Consider the following 23,490-nt stretch of genomic DNA (forward strand, 5'->3'; position numbering starts at 1 on the left):
ATGAGCAGTGACCGACAGTCTGTTCCGGTCTCCCTCCCGCCGGAACTCGTTGACCGTCTCGACAGGCTCGTCGAGGACGGCGTCTTCGGGTCACGGTCGGAAGCGCTCCGATACGGCGCTCGGCTCGTCGTTCGCGAAGAGTACCTCGAGCGCCTCCACGAACAAGCGGACACCAAAGCGCGGAAAGACGTCGAAGAGCGGCTGGATCGAAAGCGTGTATCTTGACCTCGACGTCATTCTCGCGGAGCTGAAGGCCGATGACTGGCTGGCGAGTGACGTCGATATCGACTCGATCGAGGAACCGAAGACGTCGGTCGCGACGGGCATCGAACTCCAGTACGTGATGGAAGGCGAGTGGGAGCGTGACCGCGTCGTCCGAGCACACCAAGAGATCGCTAGTCAAAATATCGAGCTGGTTCCGCTGACGAGTGACGCCCTGGACGCCGCTGCCGACCTCCGAGCCCAGTACGACGCACTGAACGTCTTCGATGGAGTGCATCTTGGCAGTGCGGCTACCCTCGACGAGCCAATCGTCTCGACGGATACGCTGTTCCCCGAGATCCCAGAAATCGAGCATATCGACCCGCGCGATCTCGAATAAGGGACTAGACCGGGACGAAACCAGTCTCACTCGTAGCCAGCGCGAAATGTGCGAACGGTAGTTTGTGGTGTTATAATCTCCTATAGGAATTGCTATAGCCGGTCAGAGAAACGAGATAGTCGCAGACGAGATTCGGAGCCCAGTTATTTTGTGCCGGTCAGGAGGATTGGGGATATGGATTACCTCGATGCAGTCGTTGAAGCGACAGGTGAACACGATAGTGCACTACGGGAGATTCTCCAAGAGGACCACGATGAAGAGGAAGTTCGAGAATTCCTCTCTGATGCGATCCGTTCGAAAATCCGTCGCGATTTCGTCGCCTCCCGACTCAAGCAAACCATAGAGAACACAGCGACAGTCCCGGATTTAGACGATCCGCCGGAGCTACCCGAGAGATCCGATGAGGAGCCTATTCTGGTTCGTAAATACCTCGATCTCTCGAAGTTCGTTTCGTTGCTACAGGACGGGATTTGGTTCAGCCGACTCGACAATTTCGACGATGACTACGAAGGACGAGTCTCCGATAAAACGGTCCGACAGCGGTTTGATCAGTGGGAATACTCAAAATTCGAAGGCGAGTCACCTCCATATGATTCACGGCAGATGTACGCGGCAGAAGACGAAATCCTCCGAAAGCAATCCTTCGTGTCCTGTTGGCGGTACGGTGGGGAGGAATCAGCCGTCTTCTGGGATGCCTACATCGACGATGGAAATGGAGTCGCCGTCGAGACAACCCTGGATACGCTTTCCTCAGCAATGGAACGGGCCCATCGTAAGGTCCTGATCGGGAAAGTCAACTACAGAGAATACAAGGGGAGTGACGAGCGGTTCGCAGCAAATGGCGTCGACCGAGTATTCCACAAGCGTATCGCCTTCGGGGATGAGAAAGAGTTGCGCCTCTTAGCGAGACAGGAGCTCAACGATCTGGATCTGGAGGTGAGTGAAACCGGGGATATCGATATGGAACTCGAGGCGGATCCGGGTTTCAATCTAAAAGTCGATCCAGAAGACCTGATCGAACGCATTATCCTCCCGCCCGATATCAACGATCGTCAGCTGACGCAGGTCGTCCAACTGATGGAGTATCACGACATCACGGCAGAGATCTGGCGGTCGATGTTAGATGTGAGCCCCGGTACGACGGCTCCAATACAGGTGACGGGCGATGATGCTGGCGAGATTGCTCGGGACGATATGAAACGCGCCAGGCTTGTTGACAAATCCAAGTACAGGTAGATAGGAGAAGAACAAATAGCTATCTTGGAAGAACAGGCCCTGTTGACGTGGTTGGAACTTCGGTGAGAGACTGACTATAGGATATCATATAGTAGGAAGAAAGTGGCTATACTTCACGAACTCAGGCCTTCTTCTGCAAGAGACATCGCAAACTCGGAGAGCCGATAACGGTAGGGAGTATGACGGAAGATAACCCGACCGTAGTCATCACCTTTGTCCACTTCGCTCTCCTCAATCGCGTCAACCGCCCTGTTCAGTTTCGACAGCTGGTTCCCCTCGCGAAGATAGGATTCAACCTTGTCTGGCCGGATATCGAACTCTTCTGCAAGAATGAATCGAAGAGTCCGACGACCACCATCTGCACGGATTACAGTATCACCAGCATACTCCCCGTCACCAGGTCGCATCGGGCTATCAAGCCGATCCACCATATCATCAATGAGACGTTCGATCTCCTCTTGAACCGTCTCCTCTACTTCCCCACTGATGATCTGATCTCGCCGTTCACTAATCGCGTACGTCGATGGACCCGGAGGCTGGAACTCCTCAAGGACACCCAGATCAACAAGATGGTTGATGGCGGTACTAAAGGAGTGCTCGAATGTTAGCCGTTCCGCGATCTCGTTTCGAGTCAAGCCCTCTGACTCCGGTCCGATTTCCTCTTCGTACAAAGCAGTCACAATAGAGATCTGATCATCAACGCTGGGGAGATCTCCCTTCTGGTCCCGGATGTAGGCAGCAAGCGCATTGCTGCCGGTCAGTTCCTCGTCCTCACTCTCATCCCCTGGGCGTGGAGCCTGCGCGTATTTGTCGATTTCATCCGTCGTTTCCAGCCTCTCGTACATATCCTGCAACGTGCCCTCAGCCCCAAGCAGCCCCATCTCCTCCAATAGGTCGCGACCGACATCAGTGAGGCCGTAGAAGCGCCAGGGCAGATCGCGCTTGCGCTGATCCTTCGGAAGCGTTCGCTCCGCCACGATCCCGTGCTCGATCAGCACCTCGAGATGTTCGCGGATGGTACTCTTGCTCTTGCTCGGGTTCACGTAGTCGAGCTCTTTGAGCGTGGGGAGCTGCTGCGGATGAGAGAGAATATTCTGAATCAGGACAAACCGCGTCTCTTGCGTAACGACGTTCAGGCGCTGTCGCTGGTTCTCAACCGTACTGTCGCTTGCATCGGTCGTGTCGGGCTGATCCCGATGCGTCGTGTTGTGGGCCATAGTTTTGGGGACAGCTACAGTCGATTGGGCACCTGCTGTAGCTATCGCTGTGAGGTCGTACTCCCCTCCCTGACAGAGGATGGGAGCAACGAAATACCGGTCTGGGGCAGGGTAGCCGACCGGTATCGATCGGTGCTGGTTGTGTTGCTTGTGTTCACGCTAGCGTATAGTCGCCGGCGCTATAAATGCTTCGGCGATAACCACATTGGTCTAAACCGTTGTGGTCGAAAGGGTTTTAATTCGGGCGCGCGAACCAGATGGTAATGCCGGACGGCTCCTCAGAGAGCGACCTCGAGGCCCGAGCTCAACGGCATCACTACCGGTCGTTGACGCCGGAGGAGTACGAGGGCCTCAATCACTTCCGAGCCGACTGGGCGGATCTCGCTGCAGAGGCCGATAACCGATTTTTCATTTTGGGGAGCTTCTCCGAGGACGACGTTGACCGCGTGAACCAGCTCAAGGATCACATCAACCGAGATACGGGCGACGACGCCGTCGCCTACCGAATGGACGAGTTCCTCCCCGATACTGATCTCGTTCTCCACCCGATTCTCAAATTCAAGCTCATCGCCGACGATTCACACCACATCCTCGGCGTCTGTGAACACGACCAAGGCGGCGCGCTCATCGAACACGGACTCCTGATCGAATCGCGGTCGTATATCGACAAAACACATATCCTGAAGCGAACTTACCCACCCGAGCGCGAGAAAGAGCAGTACAGCTGGATGCAGACCTTCGGCGTCTTCGAGATCTTCGAGTACTACGACCAGCTCTACGAGTGGGAAACAGTGCCAGAATACGAACAGCAGATCGAGGACCTCGTCGAGGACCTTCTGTGAGAAAGTCTCGCGGTGTAGCTACTCAGAGACCGGCCCTTTGTACTCCCAGTCGAGACTGTCTCCCTGTCGACGGACGATGTACTTGTAGGGGCCATGCAGTGCCCCGGATTGGCATTTGCAGTTGTCCTTGCCACAGCTGACCTTCTTGATCACCACGGTCCCCCCGCTCGATTCCTCGACGGCTTCGATTGACTCACCCTCGCCGGCGTCGATATCTTCGACAGCGACGTCCTGGCGGTATTCGAGGAGTTCGTCGATCCAGTCCTGGAGGGCGCGTAAGTCTGCGTCGTCTTGCTTCGGGACGCCCTCGGCGAGATACTGAGGGAGCGAATCGGGAGCCGGCGGTCGAGGGGCCATTGTCTTACCAAACAATACGGGCTAATAGAGAATAAATGTTTGGTAAGATTTGAGATTTGCCCTTCAGCATTTCCGGAGTAATCATCAACGAGAGGCGGTGTATCGGTTATTGTCGAACATTCAGTAGCTCTGGAACGCTCGACATCCAATCTTCCACCGTTTCCGAACCTATTAGTCGAGATAGTGATGCGTTCCAGTAATTCCAGAGCTCTACGCTCCCAGGGAACAGAGAGTATCAGAGAAAATTGCTGAAACGGTGGTGTGTGACCGATCGAACCTAACCACGATGAGCGGAGGAGGATCTCAGAACGGAGAAACCGGACGAGGTACGATTGAGCCATCAGAAGATATGGGAGAAGGACAGAGACACACCACTCTTGCAAGTGAAGCCAAAAACTTGGGGGAGAGGGAAGGAGCAGAGAGAAGCAGTCGAAATAGATTCAGACGCCGATACCAACACGAAGAGGATCTCTAGGACGATAACTCAGATAACATCAACCAACGGATGTGTCAACGCTTTAGTTGAAGTCGTGGACTGTTGCTCTAGTCACTACTACTAGTCTAGTCTTTCACTTGTAACAGTGGTGTGTGTCTGTGGTCTTCACTTGAAACAGATGTAGGGGTGGTTTTATATGGAGGACGTGAGAAAGCGGTCATATGCGTCGATTCGAGCGGAAGCAGAATATCTTCCGCAACAAAGACGCTCTTGGAGAATCCTACCAACCCGACCAAATCGAGGAGCGGGATGAGGAGATCGAGGAGTACATGGACGCTCTCCAGCCCGTTGTTGACGGGTGGGAACCGAACAACATCTTCCTCTACGGGAATACCGGTGTCGGGAAAACCGCTGTTACCGACTACCTTCTCGACAGACTCCAGGATGATGTCGCTGACTATGACGACGTCAACCTATCAGTCATCTCGTTGAATTGCAAGACGCTGAACTCCTCCTATCAAGTCGCCGTCGAACTCGTGAACAAGCTTCGTCCTGCTGGCGGTGAAATCAGTTCAACTGGCTATCCCCAGCAGACTGTTTTCAAGAAACTGTACGAGGAACTTGAGGCGATCGGCGGGACGATTCTGATCGTCCTGGACGAGGTCGACTCGATTGGTGACCGAGACGAATTATTGTACGAACTTCCGCGAGCTCGGGCGAACAACAACCTCGACTCGGCCAAGGTTGGTGTCATCGGGATCAGCAACGATTTCAAATTTCGCGAACAACTGGACCCTCGCGTCCAAGACACGCTCTGTGAACGAGAACTCCAGTTTCCGCCGTATGATGCACCTGAGCTGGAGAATATTCTGGAATCCCGCGCTGAAATCGCGATCGCAGAGGATGCCGTCGAGCAGGGTGTGTTGAACTTCTGCGCGGCTCTTGCTGCTCGCGATAGTGGCAGTGCCCGTCAGGCGCTCGACCTCCTTCGATTGGCCGGTGAGATCGCGGAAAACCGTGAAGCAGACCTCATCGAGCGTGACCACGTCGAGGCAGCACGATCCCGTCTTGAACAGGAACGTGTCGAAGAAGGAATGCGTGAGCTGACGACGCACGGCCGTCTCGCACTATTAGCCGTCATCTCGAAAGCCGCTAAAGAGGAGACTCCGTGTCGAACGCGGGAGATTTACGAGGAATACATCACCCTGTGCGATTCCTCCGGAACTGACTCACTCGCTCAGCGATCCGTCCATAATCATCTGTCGGATCTTCGGATGCTCGGGATTCTGTCGGCCTACGAGAATCGGAGCGGGTCTCGAGGAAATTACTACAGCTACGAACTGGACGTCCCGTTCACGAGTGCGATCGAGGCGATGTCTGATGTTCTGCGGTTAGACAGCGAGATCGAGACGATTCGAGAAATTGCATCGATGAACAACGTCGCCTAGACACACCACTCTTGCAAGTGAAGTCGCCGATGTGTGTCGATTATTCGTGTTCACTTGTAACAATGGTGTGGTCGGTTTGACCCTGTTCACTCGCAACTGTGGTGTGGTTCACTTGTAACAGTGGTGTGTCTGAGGCGGGACTAGGTAATAGTGCCATCCCCATCGAGAAATGGGCTGATTGGATTCTTACCTAACATTAGGAGGAAGTTCACTATGTTGTTTGGTAAGGCCAGATCAACCGCATTCCCACCGAGTTTTTCGAGAGAGCAACGACCTCGTGTCAGGGATGTCTGGCCCCTCCATAGCAGTTGATGCGTTCTACGAAAATTCTCGCTTTCGCTGATCCGGAGTCGTACTCTACTCCTCACCTAGTGCTGTAGCCAGCGGCTTACGCGGAATTCAGGTACTGATTGGCCGGGTACTCGGCTTGTGTCACTTTCGTTCGGGCGGTGCGCCGAACTTTTCGATTTGGCGGCCGCTCTTCATACTCGTCGATATATTCCTTGATGTAGGTGGCCACTTCGTCGACGACGTCGGCGTCAGCACACTCGGCGACGTTCATAAGCGTCGTCTGATACCCCATTTTCGCCATGGGTAATCCCTGTTGTCCCCCGATCACCTCGTCGTTGATCTCTTGAATCTCGTAGAGGTGTCCCTTAATTCGCAACTCCATGTCTCGGTCCGTGATTTCGGGTCGCATGGGCATATGTTGGTAGCCTCGTGTTCACCACGATATCCTGGACCGGTGGTCGCCAGGATTTCGCGGCTTGCCTATGTTGGCAATCCCCGGATTGCTAGCATAAGCTATGCCGGGATTCGCAGGTAAAGGCTTATCGGCGTTCGCTTGTTAAGGAAGAATGAGGACGCGGACCAGGCCCGCTGGGTTGAACCCTCGGGACTGATCCGGTTAGGGACGTGGGGTAGTGGCCCACGTCCTGATGACGTCCGATCCTACGGCGCAATCGTCTCCAAGAGATACCTCTGCAGCTGTTGTGACTCGAGCATCTGTACTGTATTCTCCCACTGAGAGCTCACGTCAAACCCGTCATTATCCGGATGTCGCCCTTTGATCCATGCTGCGACGCGAGTCCGTTCAAGTGCCCCGTAGTCACCCCCGACGCCGCGGATTCGATAGAATGGGACGGGAGACACCGATGGCTCACGCCAGTTTGTATCGAATCGAACAACCTCCTCAGGCAGCGTATGAACCTGCTCAGTCCCTTCGTCGATCACGTTTCGGACGTAGCCGGCGATATAATCAGCCGCTGTGACCTCAGGATACGTGAGATCGGCTTTCGGAAGCCCAGTCACGTATACGCCACCAAACGTCGATTGAAACGATCCGTCGAAGATCTGTGATGCTTGCGTTCGGAGATGAGCCTGACTATCGCCATACATACTCGGTGCGCCATCCGGGATAAGAATTGAATCACCGCTGAATTCGTCCACGGATGTGATCGTCTTTTTTGCGAGAACACAGACTGCCGCTGCCTTATGATGGATCGACTCTTGTGACCGCCCAACAGCGACGCTCCACGGAATCGATTCCTCGATCAGCGACTCGATTAAGCCTTGCACTCGCTGATTTCGTTCAGCCGGTGTCGCATTTTCAACAAGTGTCTGGGATTTCGCTTGCCACGGAGCCAGATTATGCTGTAGAAGCAGCTCCGCGAGTCGTTCACTATTCTCACGAGGACACCGAACTACAGCAAGGGCAAATGGTTCTGGTCCAACTACTCGACCGGACTCATCTATCCCAATAACGTGCTCAGCCCGTGTTGTATTCCCCGAGGACTGATCGATTACCTGAACTGATCGCACTCTTCCATCACACTCGACATTATCTCGTTATTGCCAACCGTAGACAGTCACCGTGCTTGAAACCACCGTAACCGTGTCGGAGTCCCCTAATTTAGCCACGCTACTCTCACGACTATCGGCTTATTACTGCCTCTTGATTTTCTCTCCGAGGTGTTGGTATCAGCTCATTCTGGCCGTTCAAGCATTGTGTGTCGTGAACGGCCGATTCCGTGCGTCGACAGGTCAGTCCCCTCTTCGTCGAGCCTGTAGAGATAACTATTGAGCGACTGCTGATCGATATCGGGTTGCTCGGTAGGAATTCGCACCTCGCCAGTGTGTTGTCGCTCAACGACGGATGTAACCCGATCCGACAGCCACTCTATATCCCCGTTTACGAGCCGGTTCACTCGTCGCTTGAACGTGCTGTACGCGTCCGTGTGCTCCCCTTGCGATGTGAAGCGCAGCCCATACTCACAGGCGTTGACCGATTCTTTGAGCGTCTCCCAGTCATACACCAGCGCATCCGGGACACTGTACCGCCCACCGTTGTTGATCTTAGCTCTGATACCGGTTGGCCGTCCTGCAGTACACGCATTCTCCGGGACGTACACCAGTGATGTGTTTCTCCGAAGCCCGAACATGTCGATGAAGACCGACCGGGAAAGCGTATGCTCCAAGTTCGTCGCGTCGACGACTTCAGGCAACACAAAGAAGGCTTGGTTGTACTCGTACAGAGAGGTCAGTGTCCGCCACTGATCACGGTTTACAGAAAACCGGCGGTCTGAATCCGAATCGACGGTGTACGGCCGTTTGTATTGAAAAACGACGGATTTGAGCAACGGCAGATTCGTGTCGTACCCCAAGATGTTCTCCATCTCTCGGGTTGGTGAGAAGGCTGCGGGCCCGGTGAACTCTTCTTCGAGATCCCCGAGCATATGGTGGGTGGCGTTGACAGTGAGAGTGTTTTCTGTCGGTGTATCTGTCATATTCTATCGAATCTGTCTGTAGCTGAAAGTACTTCTGGAGGATACGATTTGATTGTCTTACCAAACGAGTTCCGATACACCTCTTGAATGTTTGGTAAGAAAGATAGTTCAAGTCGTGTTTTCTGAAGTTTGCTGGACTACGTTCAATCGTCGGGGAGATCGAAAATCCCGTCCGGTTCTGCCTTGTCGACGATAATCGAGTTTGGACGGGTACAAATCGCCTTGATGCGACCGTATTGGCGGGTCGACAGAATCTCTGTCTCCTCACTACATGCGGAGCGGTAGTTGTCGTAGGCGTCTTGATCGTCTTTCTTCCCGACACTCACGATCACGTACGCAGGATCCATTACCTCTACTGCCTCTCTGTGAAAGCCATCCTTGCGACCGTGATGAGCGGCTTTCAGCACATGGACGTCTTCGAGAACTTCAGGCCCCCACTCCGCTAAGATTTCGTCCCATACGTCCTCTTCAGCGTCTCCCGGGAGCAGGATTGAGCGTGTCCCATGCTGGATTTTGAGGACGTAGCTGTAGTCGTTATATTCCGGATCTTCTAGCTCAGCATTCTGCTCATTAAGTTCCTGAACGAACTCCGGGGACGGATGGAGGATCTCTATATTGTCGTGCTTCCAGTATTTCTTTTGTTGCCCTTGAGTCGGCTGGATATTGTCGTGGTTCGTGTCTCCCTCTCGAATGTCCTCGTAAAGTTCCCAATCTGCCCACTCGTAGACTTCGTACCAGTCATCTCCATCACGCTCGCGATTGTGATCGGTGTCCCAAAACACGCTAAATCCGATTTCTTCATCGAGTCGGTTCAACCCCGATAGGTGATCCATATCTGGATGAGTCGCGATGAAGCGCCAGATCTTGTGTGTCACCTCGTCAAAATTCTCGTTATAGTACTCGATTGGATCATTGAGGTACTCTTGAGCGTACTCTTCAGGGCTGATCTGACTTTTTTGCCGAATCCCAGATAAGCGGCTTTGCTGGTCGTCTTTCACCGGAAATTGACGATAGTACTCCAGACTGCTGATGTCGTCTTCCTCGACGTGTTCCTTCTGCTCCGGCCAATCGTTGATATCGATAACCGATATTCGCCCCTCGTCCCGATGTTGATCACCAGGGTGCCGAACGATGGTGCAATCACCATGGTCAACGTTCAAAAAATGAACCTGGAGGTGATTATAGAGCACTAGATGTGAACACACACCAGCCCCGTATGTTTCTTTCGTGGTGGCAGTTCCTCTTCAGTTCTGCCCGAACTTCCTAAACGGGCGGCTAATCTAATACCAGTATGGCTGCTGTCGAGATCTACATTTGGGATGTCGAGCGGGGGGATGCGATTTTCGTTAAGGGGCCAGAACGGAACGCAGTCATTGATCTGGGCCAGCACGCGAACGGCTTTTCGCCCAGTCGCCACATCCATACACAGCACGGAATCGACTCGGTTGATTATCTAGTGCTCACGCATCCAGATGAAGATCACATCGAAGATCTCCCCGAGTTTTCATCATATTTCTCACCTGAAGTGATTGCCCGTCGTGACGAAGCAGACGAGTATATCAGACGGCGGAAAAACGATCTCTACCCCGACCGCTCACACTACCAGTCAGTGACAGAAGCTTATCTAACACTCACTGATACGTACGATCGACGAGCAACCTTCTCCCCGAGTGACCCCTCCTGGAATGGAGGTCTGACATTCACCCACCACATTCTTTCGTTAGCAGAGGCCGGAACGACACCTATCGACGATTTAAGCAGAGGAGAGACGGTGAACCTGAACAATCTCAGCATCTTGACGGTGCTTGAATATGGATCGTTCAAGTTCGTCACTGCGGGCGATCTCGAACAGGAGGCGCTTGAAACCCTTCTGGAGCAGTCCTCCGTCTGTGATGACCTTCGCAATACGAATGTCCTCGTCGCCCCTCACCACGGCCGTGAAAGCAGTTATACACCGAAATTATTCCAGCATATGACGCCGGAGTTAGTCGCGATATCGGATGCGAAAGCCGGGTCGACGAATGCAAGCCAGAAATACAGTGCGCAAGCGACTGGCGCGACCGTCTCCCGACGATCAGGAACGAAAACAAATCGGAATGTTGTTACGACGCGGCAGGATGGCGTTATCTATCTCGGAATCGACGACGAAGAGTACCGTGTACGAATCGATTGACCGACTTCGATACTCGTGAATCTCGGCCAAGTGTTTATAATGCGTTAGCCGCAAATGTCAGCTAATGGTATCCACCTTCGACCCCGCCCAGAATGGTGGGATCGGCGACGGCCCCGAGTTACGGACTACTGTCCCCACCACGAGGACGACCTCGAATGGATTATTCGACGATATTCAGGACTCCACAGCGACAACGTCGGAGCAGCAGTCTCAGCAACCCTCGTTGGGAGAGGCTATTGGGAGCGCGCTCGTCCTCGTCGGCGCAGCGTGGCTCGCTGGTGAGATCCTGGGAGAGATCTTTGGATCCGGGGCAGATCTGACTGCTGTCGAACAACAGATTCTCGCGTCGGCATAGCTGGATTTTCGGTCGGGTGGATCTCTCAACAATACTCCTTCAGTGGTGCATATGAGATGATATATGGGCTATCGGGTTGTCCGTAGTAACAGGCTATGGCTCTTGCGCGAAGCTTCCGAGCGCTGGGATTCTATGATGTCATCACGAATCTCGTTCCTGGCGCGCTCTGGATTGGCGCTCTCATTCTTTTACTCCCGGTTGACGAGCTGATACAGGGCCTTCCCAGTGGGGTAGTTGTCGGGGGATTTCTCACGCTCGCATACGTGACCGGCCATCTGCTTCAGGCGCTGGGTAGCTGGGCTGATTCACCCACGACCTTCGGTGATACACTTACCGCAATTCAAAATGAGACACCAGCGACGGCGCCGATCACAGTCACATACGTTGAAGAATCGTTTTTGACGCTGTGTGAACAGCAGTTTACACTTCCATCGGATTTCGAACATTACGGGAAGCTCCTGAAGATGGTACTGAGTTATCTTGAGACAACACCCTATACGCGTGCTCTCCGGTTTCAGTCAGTCTATTCGTTCCATCGGAGTATGTGGGCCGCGTCCTGGTCTCTGCTCGTAGTGCTCGCTGTTTTAGGTGGTCTTAGCGCTCTGGGACACTCACTTCTCCCCTCAATTACCGTAACTGGTGGAGTTACTATCGCTGCACTTGTCGGCGTTGCTGTCTTTTGGAACCGCAAAAATAAGTTCGACAAGACCTTCGTAAAATACCTGTTCGTCGATTTTTATAATGCTCAGCAATCGACTGTATCCGGAAATTCTGGCCCCGGGAGCTGATGCTTGATCTCTGACTAGACGGCACTTTCACGTCTCCGGAGCCGGATATCGATGATATGAACGTAGAGGAAGCTATTGAAACCGGGGGCTTGGCAGCATTCTTTCTGTTTACTGCCCTGTTTCTCTCTACGATTAATTTCTCACTCGGTGGGTCGCCGAATACTGTAGAGACTGCCAACAAACTCTCACGTTTCCTCTATGCCGGCGTGATGACCGTTGCTCCGACATCTCAGCTGGCGATAGCTATTGACTTAGTTGCTGCTCTGATCGCTTCTGTGGGGCTACTACAGGGTGTCAAAGAGTCCATCAAGGGCGGGGCCATCGGTGCTGCGTTTCTCTACTTTTTCATCGGATTCTTGGTGAATTATGCGACTGCTCCGGTGTGAACGACCAAAAAATTGGAAAAGTAGTTTGCGTACGATACCTCAGCCCTTCCTAGGGCACTACGTTGGGTTTTGTTTAGTCGTCAGTCTCGGTTTTCCACCCCGCGAGCATCCAACTCATTGTGCTCAGGAAGCTGAACACGATCATCAGCAGGCTGTTCCAAATTAACATTCCTTGCGTTGCGCTCGGATGTAATCTGGAGACCAGCGCTGCGATCGCGAACAGCTTCGCGAACACCAAGTTGAACATGGCTAGCGGACGATACAGTTGTTCGTGCAAGTTCGTGTTCTATCCTATTTGGTGTGCTTGAGCCTGGTGCAGGGCCGGCAGAAGGTATATACTGTATGAGTATGTACAGTATGTCACCTTCCGCACGGTTAGTGTGGAAGCGCTGCACTACACGGAACGATAGGGCGTTCCGAGCAGGACACGACCCAAGGACCGGTCATCCTCGCTGACAACCCTCATTGCCAGCGAGGCACGATACTTGGTGCGCCGGCGGTCCCTATGCCGCCGGGAAGCGGATCTGACCATCCTGTTCCCCTGGTACTGGGGGACTTCCTTCCGTGGTGGATCACCTCTTTCGTGTTAGCACATGGCACGGCCAGGGTAATAAAGATTGCGACTAAATTTAGTTTATAGCGTATTATCTTAGGGAAAGAACTCGCTCGGGCTAGGTTCTGCTATGGACGTAGAATCAGCATCCGATTTCATATGAGCTATGGCTCTCTGCTTCCATACCTCAATATCTCCGGATGGGGCTACTGGACCGGCGTACACTGCCAATTTCAGCACACTCAATAATTCATCAGCTGCCTTCCCCGTCTCCCGTTCGTACCTATGGATACGCTCACGCGCGTCATCATCAATCATTGGTGCGAGAGCCCGTTCACCCACAACACTATCTGCGATCTGCCGTATGGCCTGATTTTTAGTACAAATTTGTGTCCTTGAATCTGAAAGTTCGTTTTTTCGCTCGTGGAAGAACGTATGAAGACGTTCTCTCCAGGACTCCTCGAAAGTCTGTGGATTAGCGTCTGGTCCTCCGAAGCCCCCACTTTTGTCGATTACGTCACTTCTGTAACTGAGATCCACGACTTTCCACCCTTCGAGTGAGACGGGTGGACGATACTCTTCGAGAACAACATCGAGGTAATCCACCACGATGATTAGCCTTTTTGTCTCCGTGACGTCCTCCGGATTAGTGTCCTGATATTCGAATGCATCAGCGATGAATCGGAGGAGGAATACGTTGTCGAAGGCACTCCCTGGGTTCTCACCACCCAGTTCACGGATTGCTTGATTGAGTGGGGGTTGGTCGTGCATCACTATACTCGTGAGACACGTTAGCACGCCAGTTGTAAAAGTATGTCGGAAGTTTAGATTAGGGGTGGCTAAAACTAATACTATGGCCACTTTTTTGTAGTTGTGGGTTGTTGGCCCCCCTAATGGGAGAAAGCACGAAGCAGATCGGCGTCCAGGTTGATGAGGATCTGAAGGAGGATTTCCGGAATGTTGTAAAACACCGCCACGATGGAATTCGCGGTCCTTTGGGTGATGCCTATGAGACTGCAATGAAGCTGTACATTGCCACGTACCTCCTTACAGAACCCTCTGAATATACCACGCTCGTCGATTCAACTGATGTGGATACAGAAGCATTCGAGCAACGGCTCTCAGAGTACGTTGATTCTGTTGGAGAGCAGCTCATTGAACTACATCGATTAATCCAACAGCACGAACAAGCTCCACTCCTGTCGCCACCCTCTGCAAGAGGACAACTTCAACGCATACAGGGCGATTCTCCTTCCGACGCGTGGAGCCGTCTCAGAACACAGTTACCATTGGAACCCCCGAAAGATGAAGCGACGTATAATCCGGAGGCATCGGATCAGGGCGCCGATGAAATGACCCAAAAAATACGAGAGGAGATTAAGAAAATGGCTGAAGAAGGGGAAATCGATCTCGACGCAACTAACGATAATAAATAGGAATCTCTGCTTCGGCCGATACCAGTCGGACTTTTGCCCTGGTACTGTCTACGACGAGGTAGTGACGGAGCTCGAGGTCGCCAACGTCGTCGGGATGATCACCTATCAGCAGGAACTCGACCTCGCGGCGCTTGCTAAGACGTTCGAAGAGCGAGACGAAATCACGGATGTCACCTACGAACCGGCCGACAACCACTGGTTACAGACGCGCTTTGCCCCCGACGACACGTACGTCGCCTTCTATCGGACGGGACGTTGTTCGATTGCTGGCTGTCGGTCCATCGAACACTTCGAAACGATGGTCGACCGTGTGAATGCGGTCATGCGTGAGCTGCTGGACTTCGAGTACGAGCCGGCGGCTGAAATCAGTAATATCGTGGCGACGAGCGATCTCGGCTCGCCGATTCCGTTGGAACTGCTTACCCTCGAGCTGGGGATGGATGCCGTCGAGTACGAGCCGGAGCAGTTCCCAGCGCTGATGTATCGTGGAGCGGACCACGTGATCCTCGTCTTCGCGAGCGGAAAGTTGCTTTGTACTGGACTTACCGATCTGGAGGCCGTCTCCGAAGCGGTCGACGATCTCCGAGGGCGGATTCAAGCCGTCGTCTGAATGGCCCCTCTCGAAATGCGATGTGGATCGGCTCTTCACTGACTGTCTTACCAAACAGTTGTATCCAAGACAGCGACTAATGTTAGGTAAGAAAGAGTCACGGCTGCGCCGTTTCTGTCCTCAGGGGCTACCTCGTGATTCAACAATACATAAGCAGTCGGTAGGAGAAGTAGGTGACAACCTGACTGATGGAGATAGTTAGTACGATGGGATCGGGCTCGCTCGGTCGCGAGCTGGATCTCGATGTGTTCGTCGACGCTCTACAGGAGGCAGTTGAGTACGATGTAAACCCGAGCTACAGCGACTCCGGAATGATCACGGTTCGCTTAGAGCCGGAGGGTGTTGCCTATCTGTTCTACCGCAGTGGAAGCTTCCAGATTCGCGGTGCCGAGAATCAAGCGGCTCTGGAGAAAGCGGAGGCCCGACTTCAGGAGGTGTTTGCTGAGATCGGCCTAGAGGTTCCCGAGTACTCGTTCGAACAACGAACGGCCGTCTTCATGGAGAATCTGGACCGGTCTATTGATTTGGAACGGCTAATGATCGAACTCGGGCTCGAACACACCGAATACGAACCGGAACAGTTCCCGGCACTCATCTACAAACCTCCAGCCTTCGAGGTGACGCTTCTCATTTTCTCCAGCGGGAAGATCATCATCGGCGGAACGATGAGTAAGCGTACCGCTCAGGAGGCCATTGACCATCTGACTAAATCCCCCGGCTAGAGGTCCTCTTCGGTGAAAATCAGCCGAACACTGTTCTCTTTGAGCCACTCGACGTGTTGCTCGTAGTCCGGGTCGTACTGTCGAACCAGCTGCCAGAAGCGACGGGTATGGTTCCGCTCGCGAAGATGAGCAAGTTCGTGAATGACGACGTAGTCGATCACGTCGGGTGGAGCCATCACTAAGCGCCAATTGAAACTCAGTGTGCGCTGGACAGAACAGCTAGCCCACCGCGTTCGCTGATTTCGGAGTTCAAGACGTCCGGGGTCGACATCCATCTCGGCGGCGTAGTGGTCGATACGAGCTTGGAAGTACTCCCGTGCCTCGCGCCGATACAGCTCCTCGAGAACGTCTTTGATGCCTCGTTCGTCGACCGCTGTCGCCGGGAGCACAAAGGTCGTTGGCGTTATTCGAGCTCGATCAGCTGTCTCAATCGAGAGCCGGCGCTCGTCACCGAGATACGGGAATGCCTCACCCTCTTCGAACGACCGCGCTGGGGCGCGCTGTCGATGGGTCTCGTATTCACGCCACTTGTCCAAGATCCACTGAGCATTCTCGTCGGCGACGGTCTCGGCTTCGATCTCCGATCCTGCAGGAAGAATGATCCGCACGCCGTGGATGTCGACGTCGATCCGCGGCTCTGTGGCGTCGTCGCTCTCGATGACGTCGTACTGAATGGTTTCGTCGAAGACGTGGATAGCAGGCATCGTTACTCCGCATTCTCGATGAGATATCCGATCGTCTCCTCAAGGAACTCGTCGTCCTTCGCGAGGGAACTGAGCCCGTGCTTCTTGATCAACCGCTGAATGATCATCTTCCGAATGGCCTTCCGGGTGCTGTCGCGCGTTTCCCAGCCCTCGAAGTCGGTCTGTATCTCCTCTTCGAAGCCTTCCCAGAGGTCCTGTGCGACGTCTTTGGCCGTTTCTTCGTCGGCGATGACGTCGCCGTACTCTTCGTCCAGCGTCAGGTAGATGGCATAGCTGGCATCGCTGAGCCCCTGCTCGGACAGCTCTTCTTCGAACTCGAGGATCTCGTTGCTCACTTCGGTGAGTCGTTCGACTGCCTCGGGATCCGTGATCGACCCGTTCTGTCGCTGGGTGATGATCCGCTCGACCCGCTTTCCGAACTCCTCGTACTGCGGATTGCTGTCGACACGCGGCTGGAGATGCGCCTGGGTCGCGTGCTCGATTGCGTTGGCTTTTGCCCCCATCGAGGGGAGGTCAAGCATCGCTTCGAGGTCCTCGCCGTTGAGCTCGTAGATCGGGAACTCGCGTTTGATGTCGGTGACGTCGACGTTCTCCTGGAGGATCTTCTGGGTCTGGGCACGGAATTCGTCCTCCGGCGACTCGTCCCGGTTGTTGTTCCGGCGGAAGGCGATGTAGATCGTCAGGAGCCACCGGTAGTCGTCGCGGATCCCCTTCTTTTCGAGGTCGGGGTCGGGTTCGAGCGTTTCGTAGAGATCACGCACCTCACGGAACCCCTGCTTGAAATCCCGTTTCTCGGGATGGGAGCTGACGCGAGAGAGACACTCCAGCAGGGTTTCCTGGCTGTCGTCGCGCTCGATCCCCTCGAACAGACCGAGCAGGTCGTCGATCTTCCGCTCGAGTTTCTCGAAGAGTTCGTCGCGCGGCTGCGCGGCCATCTCCTTGACTTCCTCGTCGTCGTACTCGAAGGCCTCGTCTAGGTTCCGGAAGACGCCCTGATAGTCCACGATGAGGCCGTTGTTCTTCTGCTCGGCCGGCCGGTTCGTCCGGGCGATGGCCTGGAGCAGCTTGTGATTTTTCAGGTTCCGATCGAGGTACATAGCCTTCACAGCCGGCGCATCGAACCCCGTCAGCAGCATATCACAGACCACGACGAGTTTCGGGTTCTCGTCGGGGTCTTTGAACCGACGAATGATGTCGCTCCGTTCCTCGGGGGTGGTGTGGAACTGGCTGATGAGCTTCTTGTCACCGGGGCCGGACTCGTCGCCGGCGCCGGGATCGTTCGACGTGTAGAGAACCTCGACCTCCTCCGGATCCCGGTACTTCAGCAGTTCCTCGCCGTACAGCGCTGCTGCTTTCCGGCTCGGCGTCACCACCATCCCCTTCCAGCCGTTCTCCTCCACGCCGCGGTAGTGCTCGTCGATGGAGCGGGTGACGGCCGACACCCGCGACCGGAGTTCAGCGATTTCGGTCTGGGTGACGTACTCCTGGATGAGTTCGCGTTTCTCGTCGAGGTCCAGATGGTCGAACTCGGCGTCGAACGCCTGGTTGAGGGCTGCCCTGTCGATATCCCACTCGATCTCGTGGATGTCGAAGTGGACGGGAAGGATCAGCCCGTCGTCGATCCCGTCCTTGATCGAGTAGCGGTGGAGGTAGGGGTCCTCGCTGTCGGGAATCTCGTAGTTGCGGAAGGTATCGCGGTCGCCTTCACGGACCGGCGTGCCGGTGAAGCCGAAGTGATACGCGTTCGGAAGGGCGGCGTTGAGCTTCGTCCCGAGGTCCTTCTCCATGTAGCGGTGGGCCTCGTCGGACATGATGACTGTCTCGTCGTTGCCCTGGACGTCGCTGTCGACGTTCCCGAACTTCTGGATCGTCGTCAGCACCAGCGTACTCCGGCCCTCCTCGAGGAGGCGCTGGAGGTGCGCACCCGACCGGGCGACGTCGAACCGGTCAAAATTCAGCGCGTTCAGTTGGTTTTCCATCTGGGACTCGAGGTCGTCCGTGTCGACGACGACGAGAACCTGCGGGTTGTCGAGGACCGGGGCACGATCGCCGAGCGTCGCCCCTTGGATCAGGTTCCGGGCGGCAAACAGCATCGTGAACGACTTGCCGCTCCCCTGCGTGTGCCAGATCAGTCCTCGCTTGTGGTCCGTCGTCCGGATGAGATCGAAGATCTCCTCGACGGCGTAGTACTGCATGTACCGGGGGATGATCCGGGCGTCGCCACCGGGCTGGCGCTCGTGGAAGACGTAGTTTTTCAGCAGGTTGAGCAACGTCTCGCGGTTGCACATCGCCCGGATGGCCTGCTTCGGTTCGTTGTCCTCGACGGCGTACTGCTCGGGGGCGTTCCGCCAGGGCATATAGAGCCGCTGCGGCGCGCCGACGGCGGCGTAGCGATACTCGCCTTGGTCGGCGGCGACGTTGAACAGACCGGGGACGAACAGCCGCGACCGCTTCTCCTCGTAGTTCCGCAGGTCCCGGATCGCGTCGTAGAAGTCGTTGTCCTCCGCGATGGATTTCAGCTCCATCGTCACGAGGGGGATGCCGTTCACGAACAGATTCACGTCGGGACGGATCCGCCCGTTCGGCCCGTCGACCTGGAACTCGTCGGCCGCGACGAACCGATTGTTCTCCAGGTTCTCGAAGTCGATGAGGTCGACGTAGATGACGTCGACGTCGCCGTCCTCGTCGCGGTCGGTGACGAACCCCTCGGCGCGGAGCGTGAACTTCTTGCCCGTCGTGAGCACTTCGTGGAAGTCTCGGTTCCCGGTGACGAGCGTGTCATGGTTGAGATCCCGCTGGAGAGAGTTCAGCACTTCGTCGACGTTGTCTTCGGTGATCTCGGGGTTGATCTCACTCTCGACGAGCCACTCGCTCAGGAGGTCCCAGTAGATGACTTCCCGCTTGTCAGTACGGTTGTACTCGCGATCCAAGCGAGAGCCCCCGTACTCACCGTCGAGACCATAAACTTCCCAACCGAGTTCCTCGAGCCACCCGAGGACATCGTGTTGGTAGCCAGCCTCGCTCGGTAACTTAGACATCGACACGCACCTCATCAGGGATGTCTACTTCGCTATGTATCCGAACGTCTCCTGAGACCAAGCGCCGTGAAATGCCTTCTTTCAGGTTCGAAATCCGATTTTTATATTCACGGGTACTCTCTTGATTTTCATCGAGAGTTTCCACTATCTCGACGATCTCGCGTTGCTCTTCTAAAGGTGGTAGTGGAATCTCTATTTTTTCAATACCCCCGATACTCAGGTTGTAGTTGCCTGCAGAGGTTCGAATCCACCCATTCATTTCTACACGGCCTAAGCTAGAGTTGAGAAACTCTCGGACATATTTGGGATGGACACGGTCCTCATCGAACCGGAGACGAATCAGGTACGATGCGAACACGTACGTCTCGTCTCGTTCCTCAAATACGGCACAGCGCCCTGCGTAGTCGGGGTTACCGTTGGTACGCACGATGAGGAGATCACCTTCTTGAAGCGCTAATTTCTCAACAGCAGAGTCGCTCAACTCTGTATATTTTATATCGTCTTCTGTAATCCGACGTTGAACGACGTTGGGGATCCTCAAAGTGGGATATCCCTCACCGTCGCTGTGGGACTTTTCATCAGTTCCATACCTTGAGTCCGTTAGAACCTCTCCTAACCGAACAACCGGCCAATCAGAGGGGATAGATCCAAACTGCTTTTCGGTGAAGTCTTGGTGTTCACGGGTTCCTTCGGTCAGGACTTCGCGAACGACCCCTTTCCGGATGACTTCTTGCTCATCGAGCATGCTCTGTGTGTTGAAAATACCTTGATCTGTGTCGTAGAGGATCCCTGAAGTCTTGGTGTTCACGGGTTCCTTCGGTCAGGACTTCGCGAACGACCCCTTTCCGGATGACTTCTTGCTCATCGAGCATGCTCTGTGTGTTGAAAATACCTTGATCTGTGTCGTAGAGGATCCCCGCAATCCGCAGCTGCTCCTCCATCGGCGGCACGGGAATCTGCACACGCTGGACTTCCCGCTTGCTGATCTCTGAGAAGGTGCTCCCCGCCCCAAGACTCTCCAGGTACGGGGCCATCTCGGTGATGACGTAGTAGAGGTACCAGGTGTTCACCTCTTCCCCGGGGATGAGACTCTGGAAGCCCTGATTCGTCGCCATCGGGACGGTGTTGACCGCACACTTCCCGATTGACGCACGCGACGTCAGGAGGACCGAGTACGGCGGCAGCACGTGCGTCGACGTGGATTCGAGCCCGGCCTCCGTGATCTTGTCCTCGGTGTCACTGATGGTGTTGCCCTGCAGCTCCGTCAGATCCGTCGGCGTCGCCCACGGGATGTCGCCGCCCCAGTACTCGTCTTTGTCCGTCGATGGAGTACTCCCACCCTGCACCGTCGCGACCTCGTCGAGACGCTTGATCTCCCAGTCGGTCGGGAGCGAGGGGAAGCGAGCGGTCCCGTGGTCCTCCGGGCTGGATTCCGTTGGTTCCTCCTCCTCGGAGCGGCGCTCGTCGCCGCTGTCGGCGCTCGCGAACTGCTCGAGGTCGTACTGATCACTCATAGCCGAGCACCTCCATGTGCTGGTCCATCCGCGCCTCGAGGTCGTCACGCTCCGCTCTGAGGTCGTGAAGCGCCGCCAACTCCTCGGCGACGTCGATCTCCTCCCGTGGCTCGGTCGTGTCGACGTAGAGCGCGATGTTGAGGTTGTAGTCGTTGGCAGCGATCTCCTCGACGTCGACGACGCGGCTCACCCGCTCCTCGGTGTCCCAGGATCGGAAGTTCTCGACGATGTGATCGAGTCCCTGCTCGGTGAGCTCGCTCTGGTTGCTGAGCTCCCGGTAGAACTGCTCGACGTAGTTGTCGCCGGCGTGGAGGAACAGCACCTGTCCCTGCCGCTCGACGGGCTTGTCCTTGTTCAACACGAGGATGGCCGACGGGATGGAGTTGTTCTGGAAGAGATTCGACGGGAGCCCGATGACGGCCTCAACGATCTCGTGATCGACGCCGGGAATCCCGTCCCCGTCGGGCGAGAGCATCGGCTTGCGGAATTTCGACTCGTGTCGACGGAACAGCACGCCGTGGGGGATGACGATGGCGGCACGTCCGGTTTCGTCGAGCTGGGCGATCATGTGCATGATGAACGCGTAGTCACCACGGTCGGCTCGCGGGAGCTTGCCGTCCTCAGCCCAGCTGAAGCGACCGTACTTGTCGTCTCGGAGGCCGTCCTTGTCCCAGTCTGCCGAGAACGGGAAGTTCGCAAGGACGTAGTCGAACGTCTCCAGCCGGCCGTCCTCGGTGAACTGCGGACTGCTGAGGGAGTCCTCACGTCGGATTTCGCCGTCTTCGCTGAACCCGTTGATGAACAGGTTCATCCGAGCGATGGCGGCGATGTCGGGGTTCACCTCCTGCCCCGTCAGTCGGAACCCGTCGGGGTCGCCGCTGTCGGGATCCTCGGCGGCGTAGCGGGCCGCACGGACGAGCATCCCGCCCGAGCCGGCCGTGGGGTCGTGGATCTCGGCGCCGTCCGTGTACGGCCCGAGCAGCCGCACCATCAGGTCGGTAATGTGTGGCGGCGTGAAGAACTCCCCACCGTCGCGACCTTCTTCGTCGGCGAAGTGCCGAACGAGGTCCATGTACGCCTCCCCGAGCAGGTCCGGCGGGACGCGGTGGGTACTGAGGTTGTAGGTGCTCAGGTGCTCGACGAGGTTCGCGAGCTTGGTGTCAGTGAGCGCGTCTGCGCGACGGAAGTCCGCACGGAAGACGCCGTCGAGGGTCGGTTCGTTTTCGCGCTCGAGCGCGCTGAACGCGTCGTTGATGAACTCGTCGACGCGCTCGTTCTGCTTGCGCAGTTCCTCCCAGCGGTACTCCTCGGGGACGACGAAGTCGTGGAACGCCTCGTCACTCGCGATCTCGGGGTCGTCGTACTCCTCGAGGAGCTCCTCGTAGTTGTCCTGGTAGGTGTCACTGATGGTCTTGTAGAAGACCAACGGCAGGATGTAATCCTTGTAGTCGGTCTTGTCGACCGTGTTGCGGATGATGTCGGCGCACTTGAACAGGTAGCGATCCAGATCGTCGAGGGTCGGGGTGGTGTCGGAACTCATTGTGTGGAATCTTCGTTGAGGGCGGTTAGCATGATCTGTGCGGGCGGGTTGCCTGGCATGTACTCCGCGAGGACATCCTCGCGGGCAGCCAGCCGAGCAAGCCCGTTGCGGGTCCGATCGAGGACGACGGCGAGCCGGAGGAGTGTCCGGACGTCAGCGTTGTGAATGGCATCCTCGCTGAACGTCTCGCTCGTCACGATGCGGGCGGCCGCGTGTTGGACGAGTTCATCGGCATGATGGCACACGTCGGGGACCGTCCGGAGGTGGCTAGCTCCCGTCGAGTCGATGAACGCCGTGGCGAGCACCGAAACCAGCAGCTCGTTCTCCGCGAAGAGATCGGGGAGCTGTCGCTTGGTTTCGGTGCGCTGGTCGTTGACCGCGTCGAGTTCGTCGTCGAACGGCCCGTCTGCGCGCTCGCGGGCAAGGTACATATCGACGTGCTCGCGGTACAGGTCCAGCAGTGCGACCTCGTCGATGCGGTAGCGGTGGTCCTCTTGTACGACGAGACCGGTATCGGCGAGTTTCCCGACGTTGTTCGATACGGCACCCTTGCTGTGCGGGAGTCGGTCCACCAGTTCCCGCTGGCGGAGCTGCTCCCCCTCGTCGAATTGCGCACGGGCTAACTCGCCGAGGATGTCGGTTTGGGTTCGTCCCTCACGTGGTGTGAGGAGTGTGGCCGGTGATGGCATAGATGGTTGGTGTGGTCGTAGGTCAGCCAGCGGCTACGGCGGCACGTGCCGGCTGTTGA

General features: G+C 55.7%; 25 protein-coding genes. 12 read left to right on the forward strand and 13 right to left on the reverse strand.

Features of this window, described 5'->3' with window-relative positions; all coding sequences use genetic code 11:
* The 3 genes from DU502_RS17765 (at position 1) to DU502_RS17775 (ending at position 1,837) form a co-directional block, all read left to right on the forward strand.
* The gene (locus DU502_RS17765) at positions 1-225 is read left to right on the forward strand and encodes a ribbon-helix-helix domain-containing protein (RefSeq protein WP_121922119.1); all 225 of its coding nucleotides are present in this window, start codon (positions 1-3) and stop codon (positions 223-225) included.
* On the forward strand, positions 215-601 hold the full coding sequence (locus tag DU502_RS17770; RefSeq protein WP_121922120.1) for a PIN domain-containing protein: 387 nt from the start codon (positions 215-217) through the stop codon (positions 599-601). The genes DU502_RS17765 and DU502_RS17770 overlap by 11 nt, the downstream gene beginning before the upstream one ends.
* 174 nt (positions 602-775) lie before the next feature.
* Positions 776-1,837 (forward strand): hypothetical protein, encoded by a 1,062-nt coding sequence (locus tag DU502_RS17775; protein WP_121922121.1) that lies wholly within the window; start codon positions 776-778, stop codon positions 1,835-1,837.
* A gap of 113 nt (positions 1,838-1,950) precedes the next feature.
* Here the strand turns inward: DU502_RS17775 and DU502_RS18805 are convergent, their stop codons facing one another.
* Entirely contained in the window at positions 1,951-3,054 is a 1,104-nt protein-coding gene (locus DU502_RS18805; RefSeq protein WP_199722789.1) for a helix-turn-helix domain-containing protein, read from the reverse strand.
* Between the two features lie 263 nt (positions 3,055-3,317).
* On the opposite strand from DU502_RS18805, the gene DU502_RS17785 reads away from it, so the two are divergent.
* Complete coding sequence (locus DU502_RS17785) at positions 3,318-3,896, forward strand: hypothetical protein (RefSeq protein WP_121922122.1); 579 nt, start codon at positions 3,318-3,320, stop codon at positions 3,894-3,896.
* A gap of 18 nt (positions 3,897-3,914) precedes the next feature.
* Here DU502_RS17785 and DU502_RS17790 read toward each other — a convergent pair whose 3' ends face one another.
* Positions 3,915-4,253, reverse strand: a complete 339-nt coding sequence (locus DU502_RS17790; RefSeq protein ID WP_121922123.1) for a DUF6788 family protein — start codon at positions 4,251-4,253, stop codon at positions 3,915-3,917.
* Between the two features lie 657 nt (positions 4,254-4,910).
* Here DU502_RS17790 and DU502_RS17795 point away from each other — a divergent pair.
* Positions 4,911-6,137 (forward strand): orc1/cdc6 family replication initiation protein, encoded by a 1,227-nt coding sequence (locus DU502_RS17795; RefSeq protein ID WP_121922124.1) that lies wholly within the window; start codon positions 4,911-4,913, stop codon positions 6,135-6,137.
* Between the two features lie 388 nt (positions 6,138-6,525).
* Here the strand turns inward: DU502_RS17795 and DU502_RS17800 are convergent, their stop codons facing one another.
* The 4 genes from DU502_RS17800 to DU502_RS17815 all read right to left on the reverse strand — a co-directional run bounded on the left by DU502_RS17800 (position 6,526) and on the right by DU502_RS17815 (position 10,113).
* The gene (locus DU502_RS17800; protein WP_124897120.1) at positions 6,526-6,810 is read right to left on the reverse strand and encodes a hypothetical protein; all 285 of its coding nucleotides are present in this window, start codon (positions 6,808-6,810) and stop codon (positions 6,526-6,528) included.
* A 278-nt stretch (positions 6,811-7,088) separates the two neighbouring features.
* Positions 7,089-7,715, reverse strand: a complete 627-nt coding sequence (locus DU502_RS17805) for a hypothetical protein (protein WP_124897121.1) — start codon at positions 7,713-7,715, stop codon at positions 7,089-7,091.
* Positions 7,716-8,122: 407 nt separating this feature from the next.
* On the reverse strand, positions 8,123-8,923 hold the full coding sequence (locus DU502_RS17810) for a hypothetical protein (protein WP_121922127.1): 801 nt from the start codon (positions 8,921-8,923) through the stop codon (positions 8,123-8,125).
* Between the two features lie 143 nt (positions 8,924-9,066).
* On the reverse strand, positions 9,067-10,113 hold the full coding sequence (locus DU502_RS17815; protein WP_121922128.1) for a ComEC/Rec2 family competence protein: 1,047 nt from the start codon (positions 10,111-10,113) through the stop codon (positions 9,067-9,069).
* A 101-nt stretch (positions 10,114-10,214) separates the two neighbouring features.
* Between DU502_RS17815 and DU502_RS17820 the strand changes: the two genes are divergently transcribed.
* The 4 genes from DU502_RS17820 (at position 10,215) to DU502_RS17835 (ending at position 12,625) form a co-directional block, all read left to right on the forward strand.
* Complete coding sequence (locus DU502_RS17820) at positions 10,215-11,096, forward strand: ComEC/Rec2 family competence protein (protein ID WP_121922129.1); 882 nt, start codon at positions 10,215-10,217, stop codon at positions 11,094-11,096.
* A 64-nt stretch (positions 11,097-11,160) separates the two neighbouring features.
* A complete protein-coding gene (locus DU502_RS17825; protein ID WP_121922130.1) occupies positions 11,161-11,451 on the forward strand; it encodes a hypothetical protein in 291 nt (96 codons plus the stop codon).
* A 95-nt stretch (positions 11,452-11,546) separates the two neighbouring features.
* Positions 11,547-12,239, forward strand: a complete 693-nt coding sequence (locus tag DU502_RS17830) for a hypothetical protein (protein WP_124897122.1) — start codon at positions 11,547-11,549, stop codon at positions 12,237-12,239.
* Positions 12,240-12,295: 56 nt separating this feature from the next.
* Positions 12,296-12,625 (forward strand): hypothetical protein, encoded by a 330-nt coding sequence (locus DU502_RS17835; RefSeq protein ID WP_121922131.1) that lies wholly within the window; start codon positions 12,296-12,298, stop codon positions 12,623-12,625.
* A 649-nt stretch (positions 12,626-13,274) separates the two neighbouring features.
* Here the strand turns inward: DU502_RS17835 and DU502_RS17840 are convergent.
* A complete protein-coding gene (locus tag DU502_RS17840) occupies positions 13,275-13,949 on the reverse strand; it encodes a hypothetical protein (protein ID WP_124897123.1) in 675 nt (224 codons plus the stop codon).
* A 122-nt stretch (positions 13,950-14,071) separates the two neighbouring features.
* On the opposite strand from DU502_RS17840, the gene DU502_RS17845 reads away from it, so the two are divergent.
* From DU502_RS17845 to DU502_RS17855, 3 genes are all read left to right on the forward strand, one after another.
* Positions 14,072-14,614, forward strand: a complete 543-nt coding sequence (locus tag DU502_RS17845; protein WP_121922132.1) for a hypothetical protein — start codon at positions 14,072-14,074, stop codon at positions 14,612-14,614.
* Positions 14,615-14,675: 61 nt separating this feature from the next.
* Positions 14,676-15,224 carry a TATA-box-binding protein gene (locus tag DU502_RS17850; RefSeq protein ID WP_121922133.1) on the forward strand — a complete coding sequence of 183 codons (549 nt, stop codon included), beginning with the start codon at positions 14,676-14,678 and terminating at the stop codon, positions 15,222-15,224.
* Positions 15,225-15,412: 188 nt separating this feature from the next.
* Positions 15,413-15,946 (forward strand): TATA-box-binding protein, encoded by a 534-nt coding sequence (locus DU502_RS17855; protein ID WP_121922134.1) that lies wholly within the window; start codon positions 15,413-15,415, stop codon positions 15,944-15,946.
* Here the strand turns inward: DU502_RS17855 and DU502_RS17860 are convergent.
* From DU502_RS17860 to DU502_RS17885, 6 genes are read right to left on the reverse strand one after another with little or no spacing between them, the layout of a single operon-like run.
* Positions 15,943-16,650, reverse strand: a complete 708-nt coding sequence (locus tag DU502_RS17860) for a M48 family metallopeptidase (protein ID WP_121922135.1) — start codon at positions 16,648-16,650, stop codon at positions 15,943-15,945. The genes DU502_RS17855 and DU502_RS17860 overlap by 4 nt on opposite strands.
* 2 nt (positions 16,651-16,652) lie before the next feature.
* Positions 16,653-19,688: a type I restriction endonuclease subunit R gene (locus tag DU502_RS17865; RefSeq protein ID WP_121922136.1), complete on the reverse strand. Its 3,036-nt coding sequence runs from the start codon at positions 19,686-19,688 to the stop codon at positions 16,653-16,655.
* A complete protein-coding gene (locus DU502_RS17870) occupies positions 19,681-20,433 on the reverse strand; it encodes a restriction endonuclease subunit S (RefSeq protein ID WP_166033726.1) in 753 nt (250 codons plus the stop codon). Before DU502_RS17870 ends, DU502_RS17865 begins: the two co-directional genes overlap by 8 nt.
* Complete coding sequence (locus tag DU502_RS17875; RefSeq protein ID WP_124897125.1) at positions 20,423-21,202, reverse strand: restriction endonuclease subunit S; 780 nt, start codon at positions 21,200-21,202, stop codon at positions 20,423-20,425. Before DU502_RS17875 ends, DU502_RS17870 begins: the two co-directional genes overlap by 11 nt.
* On the reverse strand, positions 21,195-22,742 hold the full coding sequence (locus DU502_RS17880) for a type I restriction-modification system subunit M (protein WP_121922138.1): 1,548 nt from the start codon (positions 22,740-22,742) through the stop codon (positions 21,195-21,197). The genes DU502_RS17875 and DU502_RS17880 overlap by 8 nt, the downstream gene beginning before the upstream one ends.
* Positions 22,739-23,431 (reverse strand): MarR family transcriptional regulator, encoded by a 693-nt coding sequence (locus tag DU502_RS17885; protein ID WP_121922139.1) that lies wholly within the window; start codon positions 23,429-23,431, stop codon positions 22,739-22,741. Before DU502_RS17885 ends, DU502_RS17880 begins: the two co-directional genes overlap by 4 nt.
* Between the last annotated feature and the right edge of the window lie 59 nt (positions 23,432-23,490).

The sequence above is a fragment of the Haloplanus aerogenes genome (genome assembly GCF_003856835.1).
GTDB classification, from domain to species: domain Archaea; phylum Halobacteriota; class Halobacteria; order Halobacteriales; family Haloferacaceae; genus Haloplanus; species Haloplanus aerogenes.

What these genes read in the sequence shown, in the direction of transcription:
- DU502_RS17790 (WP_121922123.1), bottom strand. Translation starts at nt 4,253, where the DNA reads ATGGCCCCTCGACCGCCGGCTCCCGATTCGCTCCCTCAGTATCTCGCC.
- DU502_RS17875 (WP_124897125.1), bottom strand. Translation starts at nt 21,202, where the DNA reads ATGAGTGATCAGTACGACCTCGAGCAGTTCGCGAGCGCCGACAGCGGC.
- DU502_RS17860 (WP_121922135.1), bottom strand. Translation starts at nt 16,650, where the DNA reads ATGCCTGCTATCCACGTCTTCGACGAAACCATTCAGTACGACGTCATC.
- DU502_RS17835 (WP_121922131.1), top strand. Translation starts at nt 12,296, where the DNA reads ATGAACGTAGAGGAAGCTATTGAAACCGGGGGCTTGGCAGCATTCTTT.
- DU502_RS18805 (WP_199722789.1), bottom strand. Translation starts at nt 3,054, where the DNA reads ATGGCCCACAACACGACGCATCGGGATCAGCCCGACACGACCGATGCA.
- DU502_RS17865 (WP_121922136.1), bottom strand. Translation starts at nt 19,688, where the DNA reads ATGTCTAAGTTACCGAGCGAGGCTGGCTACCAACACGATGTCCTCGGG.
- DU502_RS17775 (WP_121922121.1), top strand. Translation starts at nt 776, where the DNA reads ATGGATTACCTCGATGCAGTCGTTGAAGCGACAGGTGAACACGATAGT.
- DU502_RS17795 (WP_121922124.1), top strand. Translation starts at nt 4,911, where the DNA reads ATGCGTCGATTCGAGCGGAAGCAGAATATCTTCCGCAACAAAGACGCT.
- DU502_RS17800 (WP_124897120.1), bottom strand. Translation starts at nt 6,810, where the DNA reads ATGGAGTTGCGAATTAAGGGACACCTCTACGAGATTCAAGAGATCAAC.
- DU502_RS17845 (WP_121922132.1), top strand. Translation starts at nt 14,072, where the DNA reads ATGGGAGAAAGCACGAAGCAGATCGGCGTCCAGGTTGATGAGGATCTG.
- DU502_RS17785 (WP_121922122.1), top strand. Translation starts at nt 3,318, where the DNA reads ATGCCGGACGGCTCCTCAGAGAGCGACCTCGAGGCCCGAGCTCAACGG.
- DU502_RS17810 (WP_121922127.1), bottom strand. Translation starts at nt 8,923, where the DNA reads ATGACAGATACACCGACAGAAAACACTCTCACTGTCAACGCCACCCAC.
- DU502_RS17765 (WP_121922119.1), top strand. Translation starts at nt 1, where the DNA reads ATGAGCAGTGACCGACAGTCTGTTCCGGTCTCCCTCCCGCCGGAACTC.
- DU502_RS17870 (WP_166033726.1), bottom strand. Translation starts at nt 20,433, where the DNA reads ATGCTCGATGAGCAAGAAGTCATCCGGAAAGGGGTCGTTCGCGAAGTC.
- DU502_RS17820 (WP_121922129.1), top strand. Translation starts at nt 10,215, where the DNA reads ATGGCTGCTGTCGAGATCTACATTTGGGATGTCGAGCGGGGGGATGCG.
- DU502_RS17830 (WP_124897122.1), top strand. Translation starts at nt 11,547, where the DNA reads ATGGCTCTTGCGCGAAGCTTCCGAGCGCTGGGATTCTATGATGTCATC.
- DU502_RS17885 (WP_121922139.1), bottom strand. Translation starts at nt 23,431, where the DNA reads ATGCCATCACCGGCCACACTCCTCACACCACGTGAGGGACGAACCCAA.
- DU502_RS17840 (WP_124897123.1), bottom strand. Translation starts at nt 13,949, where the DNA reads ATGCACGACCAACCCCCACTCAATCAAGCAATCCGTGAACTGGGTGGT.
- DU502_RS17825 (WP_121922130.1), top strand. Translation starts at nt 11,161, where the DNA reads ATGGTATCCACCTTCGACCCCGCCCAGAATGGTGGGATCGGCGACGGC.
- DU502_RS17855 (WP_121922134.1), top strand. Translation starts at nt 15,413, where the DNA reads ATGGAGATAGTTAGTACGATGGGATCGGGCTCGCTCGGTCGCGAGCTG.
- DU502_RS17880 (WP_121922138.1), bottom strand. Translation starts at nt 22,742, where the DNA reads ATGAGTTCCGACACCACCCCGACCCTCGACGATCTGGATCGCTACCTG.